Genomic DNA, 15639 nt, shown 5'->3' with positions numbered 1-15639 from the left:
TGCACTTTTTTCATGCTTTCATTTGTAGTAAAATAAAGATTAGACTAGTTTAGAAAAGGGGGTGTGCATGATGGAACAAGCAAATCGAATATTGACAGTACTAGAAGAGGCTGGCTATGAAGCGTATATTATAGGCGGAGCTGTACGGGATATATTAATGCATCAAAAGCCTCATGATTTCGATATTGTGACGTCTGCACGTCCCGATACGGTCATTGATGTTCTCCGCAGTCATGATATTCAAACCACAGACCTTGTGGGCAAATCCTTTGGTGTTGTGGTGGCAACATTAGAAGGTAAGCAGTATGAAATCGCTACGTATAGAACAGAGCGATATGGAGCGGATAGTCATCGGCCCGAAGAAATAGCCTATGCCGATACCTTAGAGGAAGATGTACTACGCCGTGACTTCACGGTTAATGGCATGGCTATGAACCGCTATGGTGAGGTCATAGACTTAGTAGGGGGACGCCGAGATATCAAGCATAAAACATTGCGCACTATCGGCGATCCGCAGAAACGTTTTGAAGAGGATGCATTGCGATTATTTAGAGCCTGTCGCTTTGTAGCGAAGCTAGATTTTTTACCAAGTAAAGATTTATTAGAGGCCATGCCAAAGGCATTTCATCGTGTGCCTGGGTTATCTCTCGAGAGAGTTCGTAGTGAACTGGACCGACTCATGTTAGAGCCTGCTGTGGCTAAGGGCCTTGATGTATTAGTACAATCTCGCTTGGCCGAGTGCTCTTGTCGCGTTGTAGAAAATGGCATCGCTCGTGAAGTGCCTATTTTACCAGAGCTATACCATCTTGTGAATTTACCACAAGAAAAAGACTTTCACGAATTTGATGGTTGGTATCATACATTAGCCGTTGTATCTCATACAGAACCAGATTTAACATTACGTTGGGGTGCACTGTTACACGATGTAGCAAAGGGGATGCCGGCAGTACGAGCTGTTATTAACGGACGTTTAACGGATCGTGGCCATGATACCTTAGGGGCTGAAATGACAGAAACATTACTTACTCGTTTAGGTTACCCTAAGAGTTTTGTGCGCCGTGTAGCTTGGATTGTAAAAAATCATATGCGCTTTCACTATTTTGTACAAAATGGAGAAGCTAATGAGAAAAAGTGGATCCGTAAAGAGGCTCGCAGCGGTGAGTTTCGAGATAGTCAAATTATGCGAATTGCATGGGAACAATTATCTAAGGTTTGTGCTGCCGATGTATTAGGCTGTGGGAAGCCTTATGCATCGACTGATGGCACCTTAGCCTTTGGTGAATGTATGGCAGATCTTAGCCTAGAGATGCCTATCCATACAAAGGATTTAAATTATGACGAACGAGTTATTAAGCTTGCAGGGAAAAAAGTGGGGGAAGGATTGCAGTATTTATTAGGTCAGGTACAAAATGGGGTGATTCCCAATGAACCAGATGCATTATATGATGCATTAGACCATAAGTTACGCCGTCCAGTGGAGAAATGATGAAGTTATTAAATAAAGCGTTATTACGCATGAGTGATTGGAGTCGCACTACGTGGTGCCTTGCCATACTCATGACCGTTGCCTTCGTCCTTATCGGGCGTTTAGCACAGTTACAGGTCTTTGATACCTTTGACCTAGAGAAGAAAAACTTATTACAAGTTCAAGTAGATAGAAAATTACAATCGCCGCGTGGTACAATCTATGACCGTAATGGCAAGCCTTTGGCGATGAGTGTAGTTACAAAATCTTTATATGCGGATCCAAAGATGATTAAACAGTCTCCTCAAGAGATTGCGGATCTCATCTCACCGTATGTAACGATGTCAAAAGAGAATATTGTGAAAGCTTTGCAAGAGGATACCGCCTTTGTCTGGTTGAATCGTATGATGGATGCAGATAAATCAAAAGGGGTACAACAAGTTATTAAGGATAATAATATTGCAGGCCTTAATTTCGTTGAAGAATCTAAGCGCTATTATCCAAATGGTGTCTTAGCGGCACAAGTATTAGGCTTTGTCGGTACTGATGATAAAGGTCTTGATGGTCTAGAAATGGTTCTTGATGACGAATTAAAGGGGGGCGTACAACAAGAAATTGTAGCTACTGATAATAAAGGGAATGCCATCTTTGGTTCCGTACTATCTAAATTTTTACCAGATAAGGGTAAAAGTGTAACCTTAACCATCGATGCAACAATTCAATTTATTGCAGAACGCGCTCTTGATAAGGCAATGGTTGATACAGGAGCTAAGCATGCCAGCGTTATCGTTATGGATCCAAAGAACGGTGAAATATTAGCGATGGCCAATCGTCCAAGTTACGATCCTAATAACTACAACCAAAGTGGTGAAGAGGCTTTCAAAAATATTGCGGTTACCAATTTATATGAACCAGGCTCTACATTCAAACCTATCATTGCATCTGCAGCTCTTGCAGCAGGCAAATGGAAGTTAGACACTGTGTATAACGATAAAGGGGCCTTCGCTGCCAATGGACATATCATTAGAAACTGGAATGGTGAGGGATATGGTCCTGTTCGTTTGCTAGATATTTTGAAGTACTCTATTAATACTGGTATGGCTGAAATTGGTACATTAACAGGTGCAGATATTCTCTCGAAATATGTACGTGATTATGGCTTTGGCTCTGAAACAGGTATTGAATTGCCTGGTGAAGGAGCAGGTATCTTGTATAATCCAGAGGATATGAGTAAGCTAGACGTTGCGACTATGTCCATCGGTCAAGGTATTGCGGTTACACCATTACAAATGGTTCGCGCCTTTGGTGCACTTTCTAATGGTGGGGCTATGATGAAACCACATATCATCAAGTCTTATAGTAACTCTCAAGGCGATGTAACAAGTACGACTGAAACATCTGTTGTGGGACAACCAGTTCCGGCGGAAACCGTTAAAACCATTGTAGATATTCTAGAAAAAGAAGTATCCGAAGGTGGCGGTACAAAAGCGATGGTAGAAGGTTATCACTTCGGCGGTAAAACTGGTACGGCGCAAAAACTAGATACCAAACATGGCGGTTATCTCGACGGACAATACATTGCGTCCTTTATTGGCTTTGGCCCTGTAGAGGATCCAAAATTTGTAGTTCTTGTCGTTATTGATGACCCACAAAAGGGTTCTTATTATGGTAGTCAAATTGTAGCCCCTGTATTTAAGGACATCGTATCTCAACTTGTACGGTATTACCAAATGAGTCCGTATGTTAAAGAAAGTACACCAGTAGCTGTTAAAGCTGCTAATACATTACCTGAACCAAAACCGGGAAGTGATGGTTCTGTTACATTGCCTAACTTTACTGGTTTTACCTATGGTGAAGTGCGTGATTGGTTACATAAGGCGGGACTTGCCTTTAAACCGGATGGAACTGGTACGGCTACATCTCAAGATGAAAGTAGCGGTACAACTGTTCAGGCTGGTACAGCAATTACTGTTCATTTCCGTAGATAAAACGAATTCGGTCATAATTAGAAATTATAGACAGTTCGTTATATAATAGAATAAGAGACTTAGGTGCCTCTCCGGAGGCACCTTATTTTATAGATAGTTTGAATGAATGGAGATACTTATGATCGAATTACGCGGTAAAGCAGTAGCAGACGCTCACAAGGCGATTTTACAAGAAAAAGTTGCAGCAGTTGGCGACTCTGTAATTACTATGGCAGTATTACTCGTTGGTGAAGACCACGGTGCTCATATGTACGCTACATTTATGGAAAAGACAGCCAAGAACTTTGGCTATGGCTTTGTGTTAAAACAATTACCTGAAACGGCTACACAGGATGAAGTAGTTACAGCATTGCAAGAATTAAATAATGATGCGGCTGTTCATGGGATTTTACCGTTAATGCCGATGCCTAAACACATTGATACAGAGGCTCTTATCGATATGCTAGATCCTAAAAAAGATATCGATGGTCTAACTACGTATAATATTGGTCTTGTAACTGCCGGTAAAGGTGGCTTTGCCCCTTGTACTGCCAAGGCGTGCATGGCAATTTTAAATCACTATGATATTCCTGTGGAAGGCAAACATGTGGTTGTAGTTGGTCGTAGCCAAGTTATTGGTAAACCAGTAGCTCTTATGACTCTCGGTGCAAATGGTACGGTTACAATTTGTCATTCCAGAACTCCTGATTTAGGAGATCAAGTAAAACGTGGCGATATTGTTATTGCTGCAGCGGGTCGTGCTCATATGATTACAGCAGATATGATTAAGCCAGGTGCTGTTGTTATCGATGTAGGCATTAATGAACTAGAAGGTAAGACGGTAGGCGATGTTGATTATGAAGCGGTAAAAGATATTGCATCTGCAATTACTCCAGTGCCTGGTGGTGTAGGCTCTGTAACGACTACTATGATGCTTGAAGCTGTATATGAGGCATACCATGCATGAGATGTCTATAGCAGAAGGCATACTTGATGTAGCCCTCGATACGTTACGCCAACACGATGCATCTGTGATCCATTCCGTTCAACTCGATTTGGGCCTTATGAGTGGAGTAGAGCCAGATTCTCTCCTATTTTGCTGGGAAGCCGTTACAAAGGGGACTGCCGCAGAAGGTTCTCGCATAGAAATTAACACAATTCCTATTGAAGGAAAGTGCTTGGATTGTGATAAAACATTTCCTGTAGAAAATTATAAGTTTATCTGTCCCTATTGTGACAGTCATTTCGTACAAACCATTGGTGGCCGCGAACTACAAGTGACCTCCATGGATATCGATTGATAGAAAGGTTAGGACATGCAAGTTCAAGTTAAAACTAATGTATTGGCAAAAAATGATGCCATTGCAGAGTCCTTACAACAGTTGTTTAAGGAAAAAAATATTTTTGTATTTAATCTATTAGGTTCTCCAGGGGCTGGTAAAACATCTCTGTTAGAGGCAACTTTACATGATTTGAAAAAAGATTACCGCCTTGCTGTTATTGAAGGTGATTTGTTTACTGCTAAGGATGCGGAACGGATTCATGAATTAGGCGTTCCTGTTATTCAAATCAATACAGTGGGAGGTTGCCATCTTGATGCACAAATGATTCAAGATGCACTAGGTGATTTAAATCTTGATGAACTGGATATGATCATTATCGAGAATGTAGGTAACCTTGTATGCCCTGCAGAATTTGAGATTGGTGAAAGCATGAAGGTAACTGTATTATCTGTTACTGAAGGTGAGGATAAGCCTCTTAAATACCCATTAATCTTTAAAGAGTCAAAGGCTATCCTCATTAATAAGATAGATTTATTGCCGTATGTACCTTTCAAAAAAGATAAGGCCATACAAGATATACGTAATTTGAATCCAACAGGAGAGATTTTTGAAGTAAGTTGCACGGCCCATAATGGACTAGAGCCATGGTTGACATGGTTGCGTGCACAATTGGAGACTAATCGATGAACTATTCTATGAAGAGTCGTATTGTAGCGGCCCTCCTTGTAGGTTTATCTGCTACTACTATAGGATATGCAGCTGAGCCTGCAATTTCTGCAGTTAACCCTTTGGCAGTAGAAACTACTGATGAAACGAAGGACGCGGCCCGAGATGCTGCTGCAATTGGTCAAGGTGACGCAGAGGCATCTAGCGAAGCTGATGGTTTAGCTTATCTTGACAATGCACCAATAAAAGTCGTCAAATCTGATGCAACGTCTAAAAAGGAGAGCACCAAAACTGGTTGGCTAGCGGAACAAATGGCAGTCACTGAATTTGGTGACTCTATACAGTTTTGGCAAGCAGCTAGCGAAAATGAAGGTCCGTTGCCGAGTATTACTCAAAATAATCTAGCAGATATTGGTAAGTCCTATACAGCTAATAATTTGCCAACCTTAGGTTCTGAAGATGACTACGCTATTGCTACCTATCGCTTAGGCGACAAATTTGTAATGCCTAAAGATGTAGAAAAGACCGAGGTGCGCGAGAACTTTACTACGTATCATATGAAAGATCTTGCCGTTACGGTATATACGGGTCCTTCAGTAGAGCGATTGGTAAATGATCCGTTGCGTGGCCAAGGGGCGACGTATTTCTTTGAGCCAAATACTATTACCAATATTCATAGTACGAAAAAAGGCGTTCATACTGTACGCGATATTGGTCCTGGTAGCACTCGCATGGAATTGGTATTTGCTTATGGCAGTCCTAATGCGATGTGGCGCGATCAAAAAAATGAGACCTATATTTTTCTCTATGAAGGTCATTCCGAAAATTCATGGCCACAAAAAAAGGATTTTAAGAGTCCTATAGAGAATACAAATAATAATAGTCAACAACAATCTATGCTTGGTGAACAAAAAGAATATATTGCTTTCACCATCAAACAAAGCAATGTAGAGGCTGTTGATATGATTAGTGGTCAAGTATGGCCTAGATTTGGTTTGCCGAAAGCACCGGTATATGATTTTGAAGCAGGTAAATTAACTGCTGATGATTTCGTTTTGCGTGGCTTGCAGCTAAATGATCACTTTATCAATGATCCTAATAATGATTGGAAGCATCAAGGCATGCTCTTTGGGTCGACGTTCATTGGCTATAACGAATACGGTGTGAGCGTAGACAAAAGCAATCTTATCGATCGTGTGTTGTTAAATATTTACACGCCTACACGTCGTGGTATTGCAATGGGTGACACTAAGTATTTATTGCTCTTTGTGTATGGTATGCCGACGCGTATTGTTGAATCTACAACAAATTCGGGTACGTCTACTGTATATGAATATAAAAATCCAGCGGCAAACAATTCTTATTTACAGTTTGCCCTAGATGATAAAAATCAATATATCAAATCCGTTATGTTATCTGACCGTCCGGTTAAGTAGGATAGGTCGCAGCGAGGAGGCAAAGGATATGGTTACAGTACAAGATGTAAAAGAACGTTGGGAACAAATTCAAGATGATGATGAACGCATATTGTTTATCGTTGGTGGTCCAGGTTCTGGTAAAAGTTTGCTAATTCGTGAATTATCTGAGCAAAAAGGTTGGAAATACTTGGAAGCGAAACAGCTTATCGAGGAAGAATTCCTGCTTGTGCCTCGTGATGAACGTCCTCAATTAGCAGAGGAAGTTATTTGTCGTGCTCTTAGCCGTAGTGATACGGAAGTAGTATTGCTCGATGGCATTAATGTATTCTTTGCACCTATCTTAAATTTACAACCATTTGAATTACTAAAAACCATTAGTAAGAAGTATCCTATTGTCGTTGGCTGGCGTGGTCATCTTGAAGGAGATCAGTTGTACTTAGAACATAACAATGATCCAAAACATGCTGTAGTTACTATTGCGCATCCAGATCATGTTGTTGTAATCGACTAATTGCAACATTGAACATATTGGTAAAATATAGGGAAAACTATAAATGTATAAAAGGAGATAGATCACTATCTCCTTTTTTGATTGCTTTTTTAGTAACAACTCTATAAAACCTTGAAACTACGGTGCTTTATGTGGGTTTAATGAAATGTAAATTTTTTTTGACAAAATACTTGCATAGGGTATCGTTTCATGTTATTATGATTAAGCACTAAGGGATACCGCAGTGAACGAAGAAAAACTCCAAAAAAGTTTTCAAAAAAGTTCTTGACACTTAGTGTGGCAGATGATACAATTCATCTTGTCGTAATGATGCTGGCGTAGCTCAATAGGTAGAGCAGCTGACTTGTAATCAGCAGGTTGTGGGTTCAATTCCTATCGCCAGCTCCATTTTATTTATGGAGGGATTCCCGAGCGGCCAAAGGGAGCAGACTGTAAATCTGCCGTCTTCGACTTCGAAGGTTCGAATCCTTCTCCCTCCACCATCTATAGCGGGGTGGAGCAGTTGGTAGCTCGTCGGGCTCATAACCCGAAGGTCGCAGGTTCAAGTCCTGTCCCCGCAACCACAAATATTCGCAGTGAAATGATCGTTCATTGTGCTGGTGTAGCTCAGTCGGCAGAGCGTATCCTTGGTAAGGATAAGGTCACCGGTTCAATCCCGGTCACTAGCTCCATACATGGCGGCATAGCTCAGTTGGCTAGAGCAATCGGTTCATACCCGGTGTGTCCGCGGTTCAAGTCCGTGTGCCGCCACCATTAAACCTCACGTTGGTGAGGCTTTTTTTATTTCTGCCTATAAAATAAAGTCGATAGATAGGAGTGCTTCGTATCTATCGACTTTTTTGTACATTTGTATATATGGTATAATAATTTGTAGGGGGAATGTTATATTCCATTGATAAATTAGGTTTAATATATTATATTAATACTAGAATGTAATTTGTTTTTGTGAAGGAGGATACAATCCTAATGGCAAAAGAAAAATTTGAACGTACGAAACCGCATGTTAACATCGGTACAATCGGTCACGTTGACCATGGTAAAACTACTTTGACTGCTGCAATCACTAAAGTATTGGCTGAAAAAGGCCAAGCTGACTTCCAAGATTACAGCATGATCGATAAAGCTCCAGAAGAACGTGAACGTGGTATCACAATCAACACTGCACACGTTGAGTATGAAACTGCTAACCGTCACTATGCACACGTTGACTGCCCAGGCCATGCTGACTATGTTAAAAACATGATTACTGGTGCAGCTCAAATGGACGGTGCTATCTTGGTATGTTCCGCAGCTGACGGCCCTATGCCACAAACTCGTGAACACATCTTGTTGGCTCGCCAAGTTGGTGTTCCTGCAATCGTAGTATTCTTGAACAAAGCTGACATGGTTGACGACGCTGAGTTGATTGAATTAGTAGAAATGGAAGTTCGTGAACTTCTTTCCTCCTACGAATTCCCTGGCGACGAAGTACCTATCGTTGTAGGTTCTGCGTTGAAAGCTTTGGAAGGCGATGCTCAATACGTAGCTAAAATCGACGAATTGATGGATGCTGTAGACTCCTACATCCCAACTCCAGTTCGTGATACTGACAAACCATTCTTGATGCCTGTAGAGGACGTTTTCACAATCACTGGTCGTGGTACAGTAGCAACTGGCCGTGTTGAACGTGGTCAAGTAAACGTAGGTGATACTATCGAAGTAGTAGGCTTGAAAGAAAAAGCTGAACAATACGTAGTAACTGGTCTTGAAATGTTCCGTAAAGTGTTGGATTCTGCAGTAGCAGGTGACAACGTAGGTGCATTGCTTCGTGGTGTTGACCGTAAAGACATCGAACGTGGTCAAGTATTGGCTAAACCAGGTTCCATCAAACCACACACTAAATTCAAAGCAGAAGTTTACGTATTGACTAAAGAAGAAGGTGGCCGTCATACTCCATTCTTCTCCAACTACCGTCCACAATTCTACTTCCGTACAACAGACGTAACAGGTGTTGTAAACCTTCCTGAAGGTGTAGAAATGTGTATGCCTGGCGATAACGTAACAATGCACATCGAATTGATTACACCAATCGCTATTGAAGAAGGTCTTCGTTTCGCGATCCGCGAAGGTGGCCATACAGTAGGCGCTGGCGTAGTAACAGCAATCGAAGGTTAATTTAAGCTTTTATTAAAATAGGACCCTGAGAAGGGTCCTATTTTTTATTAGTTTATATATTATTTATTGTATATTGTAACTAAAGATACAGAAATATTCTTTGGTTAGTGTTATTATAGACTTAAGGAGAGCAAAGGCTCTCCTTTTGTGTTTTTATAGAAAAGGAGGTAATGTGATGGGTGAATACAAAAAGTATTGGATAGCTGTAGTAGCCGTTCTTATTATTGGTTTTTCAATTCTTGGTTATCTAGGTACTGATGTGTATCATCAAGCACCGCCAGTTCCGACTGCGTATGTATCTCAAGATGGACAAGTATTGTTCACTAAGGACGATATTTTACATGGTCAATCGGCATGGCAATCTACAGGTGGTCAATCTGTAGGTACAGTTTTAGGTCATGGCGCTTATCAAGCACCTGACTGGACAGCAGATTGGTTACATAAGGAAGTATCCTTAATGTTAGACATTAAGGCTCAAGAGGCCTTTGGTGTTCTTTATAACCAATTGGGAACTGCACAACAAGCTGCAGTAAAAGAAGTTGTAAAAGAAGAGTACTTGGGGAGTGCAGTCCGCGAAGATGGAACTGTAGTGCTTTCTCCAGAACGAATTGCAGCTATGAATGCAACAGGACGTTATTTTGTTGAGCTGTACGGTGATAATCCTGAATTGACTTTGACTCGTGACCATTTTGCGATGAAGGATAACACACTACCTGAGTTACAAGACCGCATTGATATGGCGCGTTTCTTCTTCTGGACTACATGGATGGCATCTACACAACGTCCAGGGACAGATGCAACATATACAAACAACTGGCCACATGAACCTTTATTGGATCATAATCCAACACCTGAAAGTGTTGTCTGGTCTGTTGTGAGTGTTATTATTTTATTATGTGGTATTGGTGTAGTTGTATGGTTATGGGCCTTTGGTAAAAAGGATGATGAACATGCATTGGTTCCACCAACAGAAGATCCGATTAGCAAGATTACTTTAACTCCATCTCAACGTGCATTAGGTAAATATTTATTTACAATCTTAGCATTGTTCTTATTCCAATTGGGGATGGGTGGTATTATTGCTCACTATACTGTAGAAGGTCAAGCGTTCTATGGTATTCCATTGGCTCAATATTTCCCTTACTCTATTGCTCGTACATGGCATATTCAAGCATCCTTGTTCTGGATTGCTATGGCATTCTTAAGTGCTGGTCTATTCTTGGCACCAATAATTAATGGTGGTAAGGATCCTAAATATCAAAAGCTTGGTGTGGATATTTTATTTTGGGCTCTTGTAGTTCTTGTAGTTGGTTCCTTCGCTGGCACATATTTAGGTGTAGCACATCAAATTCCAGCAGCGTGGAATTTCCTTCTTGGGCATCAAGGGTACGAATATATAGAACTAGGACGTATTTGGCAATGGATTGAATACATTGGTATTTTATTCTGGCTTGTACTTATGATACGTAGCATTATTGGTGCTTTCAAACAGAAAGGTGATAAAAACCTCATTGCAGCCTTCATATTCTCCGTGATCATGGTAGGTATCTTCTATGGTCCTGGGTTGTTCTATGGCGAACATAGCCACTTGGCAATTATGGAATACTGGCGCTGGTGGGTAATTCACCTTTGGGTAGAAGGCTTCTTCGAAGTGTTCTCCACAACATTGATGGCATTTATCTTTGTTACACTAGGCCTTGTGTCGTATCGAGCTGGTACAGTAGCGGCGATTTCTTCTGGGGCTATTTATCTCATTGGTGGTATTCCTGGTACATTCCATCATCTATACTTTACTGGTGTTACATCTACTATTGTGGCAACAGGCGCATCTTTCTCTGCATTAGAAGTTGTACCGCTCGTACTATTAGGTTACGAAGCTTTTGAAAACTATACGCGTCTCCATAGCGCACCTTGGATGCATCGTCTAAAATGGCCTGTGTACTGCTTTATTGCGGTATCCTTCTGGAATCTAGTAGGTGCAGGGATCTTTGGCTTCTTGATTAATATGCCTGTATCCTTATTCTACATTCAAGGTCTTAATACGACTGCAGTACATGCGCATACAGCGTTGTTCGGCGTATATGGTTTCTTAAGCTTAGGCTTTGTATTCCTTATTGCTCGTTACATTCGACCTGAAGTAGAATTCAATGATAAATTGATGAAGTTTGGCTTCTGGGCTCTCAATATAGGCCTTGCCTTAATGGTACTCATTAGCTTGCTGCCAATAGGTCTTATTCAATCATGGGCAAGTGTTACAACTGGTTTGTGGTTTGCACGTAGCGAAGAATTCATGCAACAACCATTGTTACAAAACTTGCGTTGGGCTCGTCTAATTGGCGATACTATCTTAATCGTTGGTGCAGTAGCATTTTTCTGGCAAATTGTGAAAGTTCTATTTCCGAAGAAATCCTAATCTCCAAATAAGCTGTTTGACATATATTAAATAGCATTAATCATTACCATATATTCGTTCATATAATTGTATGCGTAAATGGCATACAATGTATGAAAAATATATGACCTTAAAGTGCTCTATTAATGGCGTTCCTTTCTAGACAAGGAACGCCATTTTTTGTTATACTATCTCTGTCAGGTACATGTGCCTGGCTTTTTTGAGTTGCTCAAAAATCTTGACATTGCTTGCTACGTATGATATATTTCTTTAGTATGTAGTCGAGCGTTTTCGAGTACAAGAGACAGATTTAGTAAATATAAAGCGAGGTGTATCCGGATGCGTAATGCCATTACTTTAGCTTGCACAGATTGCAAACAACGCAACTATCAAACGAACAAGAACAAAAAGAATAATCCTGATCGTATTGAAATGATGAAATATTGCAAATTCTGCGGTAAACATACATTACACCGTGAAACAAAATAATTCTTATCATTCATTACCTGTTGATTTGAGGATGTGAAAAAATGGCAAAGTCTAACTCAGCAGTGCAGCAGCGTGGTGGATTTGGAAAATTCTTCCGCGGTGTGAAAGCTGAACTAAAAAAAGTAGTCTGGCCAACAAGAAAAGAGCTTATCAATTACACAATAGTAGTATTCTTAGTGACTGTATTCATCGCTTTGGTTATTGCTGTGCTTGATGGACTCTTCGCCCAACTTTTTAATACGTTGTTGCACTTTGTTGGATAAGGGGGCCATTACATGGAAGCAGATAAGAAGTGGTATGTAATTCATACCTATTCAGGCTACGAAAATAAAGTTAAAACCACTCTTGAACTTAAAGTTCAATCTATGGGCCTACAAGATGTGATTAGCCGTATTTTGGTACCTCTTGAGGACGAAATAGATGAAAAAGATGGGGTTAAAAAAGTAGTAAAACGTAAGATATTTCCTGGGTACGTATTGGTTGAAATGGAAGTTAACGACCGCTCTTGGTATGTTGTGCGCAACACGCCAGGTGTAACAGGTTTCGTTGGTTCTGCCACTAAACCAGTTCCACTTTCTGATTCCGAAGTAGAACATATACTTAAGTCTCAGGGCTTGGATAAGAAACCAACCATCAACGTCGACGTCGAAGTTGGTGAAACGGTGCGCATTACGTCCGGGGCCTTTGAAGATAAACTAGGTGTTATTACCGAACTTAACCCTGAAAAAGGAACATTAAAACTTAACGTGGAAATGTTCAACCGAGATACCGAGGTAGAGGTAGAGTTCTCTCAAATTGAGAAAGCTCTTTAATATATAAATATAACTCTAAAAAGAGCAATCGATTTTGGTTGCCAGTGGGAGGATGTATATCCGTTACCACCACAGTATAAGCATAGGAGGTTTAATTACCCATGGCTAAGAAATTAGTTAAACAAGTAAAACTACAAATTGAAGCCGCTAAAGCTACTCCAGCACCACCAGTTGGTCCTGCACTAGGTCAAGCAGGTGTTAACATCGTTGCTTTCACAAAAGAATTCAACGAACGTACTGCTAAACAAGCTGGCTTAATTATCCCAGTAGTTATTAACGTATATGAAGATCGTAGCTTCGACTTCATCACTAAGACTCCACCAGCTGCAGTATTATTGAAAAAAGCTGCAGGTATTCCAAAAGGTTCTGGTGTACCTAACCGTGATAAAGTAGCAAAAGTAGGTCGCGATAAAGTTCGTGAAATTGCTGAATTGAAAATGCCTGACTTGAATGCTAATACCGTAGAACAAGGTATGCGCATGGTAGAAGGTACTGCTCGCAGCATGGGCATTGAAATCGTTGACTAATAAGCGTACGACTTGCGCATAAGGCGCAAATCGGTGGGAGGGAATTCCCGTTTGACCACATAAGGAGGATATTATAATGGCAAAAGTAGGTAAGAAATACGCTGAGGCAGTAAAACTTATTGAAGCTGGTAAGTTCTACGAACCAGTAGAAGCAATTGAGTTGGTAAAGAAAACTGCAACTGCAAATTTCGATGAAACAGTTGAAATCGCTTTCAACTTGAATGTCGACCCTAAATACGCTGATCAACAAGTTCGTGGTGCAGTAGTATTGCCTCATGGTACTGGCAAAACTAAACGCGTTCTTGTATTCGCAAAAGGCGACAACATTAAAGCAGCTGAAGAAGCTGGTGCAGATTTCGTAGGTTCTGAAGAGTTAGTAGCTAAAATCCAAGGTGGTTGGAGCGACTTCGACGTAGTAGTTGCTACACCAGACATGATGGGTCAAGTTGGCCGTCTTGGTAAAATCTTGGGTCCTAAAGGCTTGATGCCAAACCCTAAAGTTGGTACAGTAACTCCAGACGTTGCTCGTGCAGTAAATGAAATCAAAGCTGGTAAAATCGAATACCGTACTGATAAAGCAGGTATTATCTCTTGCTCCATCGGTAAAGCGTCTTTCGATGATGAAAAATTACTTGACAACTACCGTACAATCGTTGATACTATTATCAAGGCTAAACCTGTAGCAGCTAAAGGTCAATACATTAAATCTGTAACCTTGTCCGCTACAATGGGCCCTGGTGTGCCTTTGAACGTGTTCAAATTGAGCAACGTTACAAAAGAGCAATAATTAAATATGTCTCTTAGCTGTAGACGGCTGGTATGTATAATGGATGAAAATCCGCCCGCTGAGGCTGACACTAGAACAACCTAGTACTAGTTCGACCTCATCGCGTGCGATGGGGTCGTTTTTTACGCTAAGATAGTACATAGAGCACCAAAAAATCTATAAGGAGGTAATCTAATGGCTGTCACTGAATCAAAAAAAGCAATTGTTGCTCAAATGAAAGAAACTCTTTCTGAAGCAAAAGGTGCTGTATTGATTGGTTACTCTGGTTTGACAGTTGCTCAAGCAACTGAACTTCGTCGCAAAATGTTGGCTGAAGGTGTTGAATACAAAGTAATCAAAAATACTTTGACTCGTATCGCTGCAAACGAATTGAATCTTGAAGGTTTCTCTGAGCACTTAGAAGGTCCAACTGCATTGGCTACTTCTAAAGAGGATGCTGTTGCACCTGCTCGTGTAATCGAACAATTCATCAAAACAACTGATAAAGAAGTTGTTACAGTTAAAGCTGGTATCGTTGAAGGCGAAGTTATGGACGCTGCTGGCATCAAAGCAATTGCAAATCTTCCAAACCGCGAAGGTATGCTTTCCATGTTGCTTTCCGTATTGCAAGCTCCTGTTCGCAACGTTGCATACGCTGTCAAAGCTGTTGCAGAAGCAAAACCTGCAGAATAATAATTACAAAGAATTATTCGTCGGCCGCATGAGGCTGGCACTATAAACTAATTTATGGAGGATACTTAAAATGGCATTGAACATTGAAAACATCGTTGCTGAATTAAAAGAAGCAACTATTCTTGAACTTAATGATCTTGTAAAAGCAATTGAAGAAGAATTTGGCGTAACTGCAGCAGCTCCTGTAGCTGTAGCAGCAGCTGGCGACGCTGGTGCTGGCGCAGCTAAAGATTCCTTCGACGTAATCTTGAAAGATGCTGGCGCATCCAAAATCAACGTAATCAAAGTTGTTCGTGAAGCAACTGGTCTTGGCTTGAAAGAAGCTAAAGCTATCGTTGACGGCGCTCCTGCACCTGTAAAAGAAGGCGTAGCTACTGAAGCAGCTGAAGCTTTGAAAGCTCAATTGGAAGAAGCTGGCGCAACTGTAGAATTGAAATAATTCTAGCCATATTAAAAGGCGTACCCTTGGGTACGCCTTTTTTGTTTGCTATTGAAG

General features: G+C 40.9%; 16 protein-coding genes and 5 tRNA genes. All 21 read left to right on the top strand.

Translation table 11 applies throughout. The features are described from left to right. Positions 1-67: 67 nt before the first annotated feature. The 21 genes from VEHSUH06_RS00810 (at position 68) to rplL (ending at position 15582) form a co-directional block, all read left to right on the top strand. A complete protein-coding gene (locus tag VEHSUH06_RS00810) occupies positions 68-1486 on the top strand; it encodes a CCA tRNA nucleotidyltransferase (protein ID WP_105097413.1) in 1419 nt (472 codons plus the stop codon). After that, positions 1486-3453 (top strand): penicillin-binding transpeptidase domain-containing protein, encoded by a 1968-nt coding sequence (locus tag VEHSUH06_RS00805; protein WP_199179702.1) that lies wholly within the window; start codon positions 1486-1488, stop codon positions 3451-3453. Before VEHSUH06_RS00810 ends, VEHSUH06_RS00805 begins: the two co-directional genes overlap by 1 nt. 118 nt (positions 3454-3571) lie before the next feature. Further along, on the top strand, positions 3572-4399 hold the full coding sequence (locus VEHSUH06_RS00800) for a bifunctional 5,10-methylenetetrahydrofolate dehydrogenase/5,10-methenyltetrahydrofolate cyclohydrolase (protein ID WP_105097411.1): 828 nt from the start codon (positions 3572-3574) through the stop codon (positions 4397-4399). Beyond that, the gene (gene hypA / locus VEHSUH06_RS00795) at positions 4392-4733 is read left to right on the top strand and encodes a hydrogenase maturation nickel metallochaperone HypA (RefSeq protein ID WP_005385455.1); all 342 of its coding nucleotides are present in this window, start codon (positions 4392-4394) and stop codon (positions 4731-4733) included. The genes VEHSUH06_RS00800 and hypA overlap by 8 nt, the downstream gene beginning before the upstream one ends. A gap of 15 nt (positions 4734-4748) precedes the next feature. Continuing rightward, positions 4749-5402 carry a hydrogenase nickel incorporation protein HypB gene (gene hypB / locus VEHSUH06_RS00790; RefSeq protein WP_105097410.1) on the top strand — a complete coding sequence of 218 codons (654 nt, stop codon included), beginning with the start codon at positions 4749-4751 and terminating at the stop codon, positions 5400-5402. Further along, positions 5399-6817, top strand: a complete 1419-nt coding sequence (locus VEHSUH06_RS00785; protein WP_105097409.1) for a hypothetical protein — start codon at positions 5399-5401, stop codon at positions 6815-6817. Before hypB ends, VEHSUH06_RS00785 begins: the two co-directional genes overlap by 4 nt. Positions 6818-6845: 28 nt before the next feature. Further along, positions 6846-7310 (top strand): BREX-3 system P-loop-containing protein BrxF, encoded by a 465-nt coding sequence (gene brxF, locus VEHSUH06_RS00780; RefSeq protein ID WP_105097408.1) that lies wholly within the window; start codon positions 6846-6848, stop codon positions 7308-7310. A gap of 311 nt (positions 7311-7621) precedes the next feature. Continuing rightward, positions 7622-7697, top strand: a tRNA-Thr gene (locus VEHSUH06_RS00775). 10 nt (positions 7698-7707) lie between these two features. Beyond that, a tRNA-Tyr gene (locus VEHSUH06_RS00770) sits at positions 7708-7792 on the top strand. 5 nt (positions 7793-7797) lie between these two features. Beyond that, a tRNA-Met gene (locus VEHSUH06_RS00765) sits at positions 7798-7873 on the top strand. 32 nt (positions 7874-7905) lie between these two features. Further along, positions 7906-7981: transfer RNA gene (locus tag VEHSUH06_RS00760), tRNA-Thr, on the top strand. A gap of 5 nt (positions 7982-7986) precedes the next feature. Continuing rightward, positions 7987-8063: transfer RNA gene (locus tag VEHSUH06_RS00755), tRNA-Met, on the top strand. Between the two features lie 213 nt (positions 8064-8276). Beyond that, a complete protein-coding gene (tuf, locus tag VEHSUH06_RS00750) occupies positions 8277-9464 on the top strand; it encodes an elongation factor Tu (RefSeq protein ID WP_105097407.1) in 1188 nt (395 codons plus the stop codon). A gap of 175 nt (positions 9465-9639) precedes the next feature. Further along, complete coding sequence (locus tag VEHSUH06_RS00745; protein WP_105097406.1) at positions 9640-11877, top strand: nitric-oxide reductase large subunit; 2238 nt, start codon at positions 9640-9642, stop codon at positions 11875-11877. Positions 11878-12195: 318 nt separating this feature from the next. Next, positions 12196-12345, top strand: a complete 150-nt coding sequence (rpmG, locus tag VEHSUH06_RS00740; RefSeq protein WP_004693530.1) for a 50S ribosomal protein L33 — start codon at positions 12196-12198, stop codon at positions 12343-12345. A 41-nt stretch (positions 12346-12386) separates the two neighbouring features. Further along, on the top strand, positions 12387-12608 hold the full coding sequence (gene secE / locus VEHSUH06_RS00735) for a preprotein translocase subunit SecE (protein ID WP_105097405.1): 222 nt from the start codon (positions 12387-12389) through the stop codon (positions 12606-12608). Positions 12609-12620: 12 nt separating this feature from the next. After that, positions 12621-13157: a transcription termination/antitermination protein NusG gene (nusG, locus tag VEHSUH06_RS00730; protein ID WP_009351135.1), complete on the top strand. Its 537-nt coding sequence runs from the start codon at positions 12621-12623 to the stop codon at positions 13155-13157. Between the two features lie 101 nt (positions 13158-13258). After that, positions 13259-13684, top strand: a complete 426-nt coding sequence (gene rplK, locus VEHSUH06_RS00725; protein WP_004693535.1) for a 50S ribosomal protein L11 — start codon at positions 13259-13261, stop codon at positions 13682-13684. Positions 13685-13760: 76 nt separating this feature from the next. After that, a complete protein-coding gene (gene rplA / locus VEHSUH06_RS00720; protein ID WP_005377180.1) occupies positions 13761-14471 on the top strand; it encodes a 50S ribosomal protein L1 in 711 nt (236 codons plus the stop codon). A gap of 174 nt (positions 14472-14645) precedes the next feature. Then, positions 14646-15143: a 50S ribosomal protein L10 gene (gene rplJ, locus VEHSUH06_RS00715; RefSeq protein WP_009351171.1), complete on the top strand. Its 498-nt coding sequence runs from the start codon at positions 14646-14648 to the stop codon at positions 15141-15143. Between the two features lie 70 nt (positions 15144-15213). Beyond that, positions 15214-15582, top strand: a complete 369-nt coding sequence (rplL, locus tag VEHSUH06_RS00710) for a 50S ribosomal protein L7/L12 (RefSeq protein ID WP_009351212.1) — start codon at positions 15214-15216, stop codon at positions 15580-15582. Positions 15583-15639 lie beyond the last annotated feature (57 nt).

It is taken from the genome of Veillonella sp. S13053-19 (genome assembly GCF_002959835.1).
In the GTDB taxonomy this organism is placed as follows: Bacteria; Bacillota; Negativicutes; order Veillonellales; family Veillonellaceae; genus Veillonella; species Veillonella rogosae.
The sequence above is the reverse complement of the archived record's forward strand: the minus strand, read 5'-3'. Positions and strand labels throughout refer to the sequence as shown.

Bases quoted from the DNA above. Each gene is read 5' to 3' on its own strand.
- rplL (WP_009351212.1), top strand. From the start codon at position 15,214: ATGGCATTGAACATTGAAAACATCGTTGCTGAATTAAAAGAAGCAACT.
- hypB (WP_105097410.1), top strand. From the start codon at position 4,749: ATGCAAGTTCAAGTTAAAACTAATGTATTGGCAAAAAATGATGCCATT.
- VEHSUH06_RS00810 (WP_105097413.1), top strand. From the start codon at position 68: ATGATGGAACAAGCAAATCGAATATTGACAGTACTAGAAGAGGCTGGC.
- secE (WP_105097405.1), top strand. From the start codon at position 12,387: ATGGCAAAGTCTAACTCAGCAGTGCAGCAGCGTGGTGGATTTGGAAAA.
- rplJ (WP_009351171.1), top strand. From the start codon at position 14,646: ATGGCTGTCACTGAATCAAAAAAAGCAATTGTTGCTCAAATGAAAGAA.
- VEHSUH06_RS00745 (WP_105097406.1), top strand. From the start codon at position 9,640: ATGGGTGAATACAAAAAGTATTGGATAGCTGTAGTAGCCGTTCTTATT.
- nusG (WP_009351135.1), top strand. From the start codon at position 12,621: ATGGAAGCAGATAAGAAGTGGTATGTAATTCATACCTATTCAGGCTAC.
- rpmG (WP_004693530.1), top strand. From the start codon at position 12,196: ATGCGTAATGCCATTACTTTAGCTTGCACAGATTGCAAACAACGCAAC.
- brxF (WP_105097408.1), top strand. From the start codon at position 6,846: ATGGTTACAGTACAAGATGTAAAAGAACGTTGGGAACAAATTCAAGAT.
- VEHSUH06_RS00805 (WP_199179702.1), top strand. From the start codon at position 1,486: ATGAAGTTATTAAATAAAGCGTTATTACGCATGAGTGATTGGAGTCGC.
- rplA (WP_005377180.1), top strand. From the start codon at position 13,761: ATGGCAAAAGTAGGTAAGAAATACGCTGAGGCAGTAAAACTTATTGAA.
- VEHSUH06_RS00785 (WP_105097409.1), top strand. From the start codon at position 5,399: ATGAACTATTCTATGAAGAGTCGTATTGTAGCGGCCCTCCTTGTAGGT.
- hypA (WP_005385455.1), top strand. From the start codon at position 4,392: ATGCATGAGATGTCTATAGCAGAAGGCATACTTGATGTAGCCCTCGAT.
- tuf (WP_105097407.1), top strand. From the start codon at position 8,277: ATGGCAAAAGAAAAATTTGAACGTACGAAACCGCATGTTAACATCGGT.
- VEHSUH06_RS00800 (WP_105097411.1), top strand. From the start codon at position 3,572: ATGATCGAATTACGCGGTAAAGCAGTAGCAGACGCTCACAAGGCGATT.
- rplK (WP_004693535.1), top strand. From the start codon at position 13,259: ATGGCTAAGAAATTAGTTAAACAAGTAAAACTACAAATTGAAGCCGCT.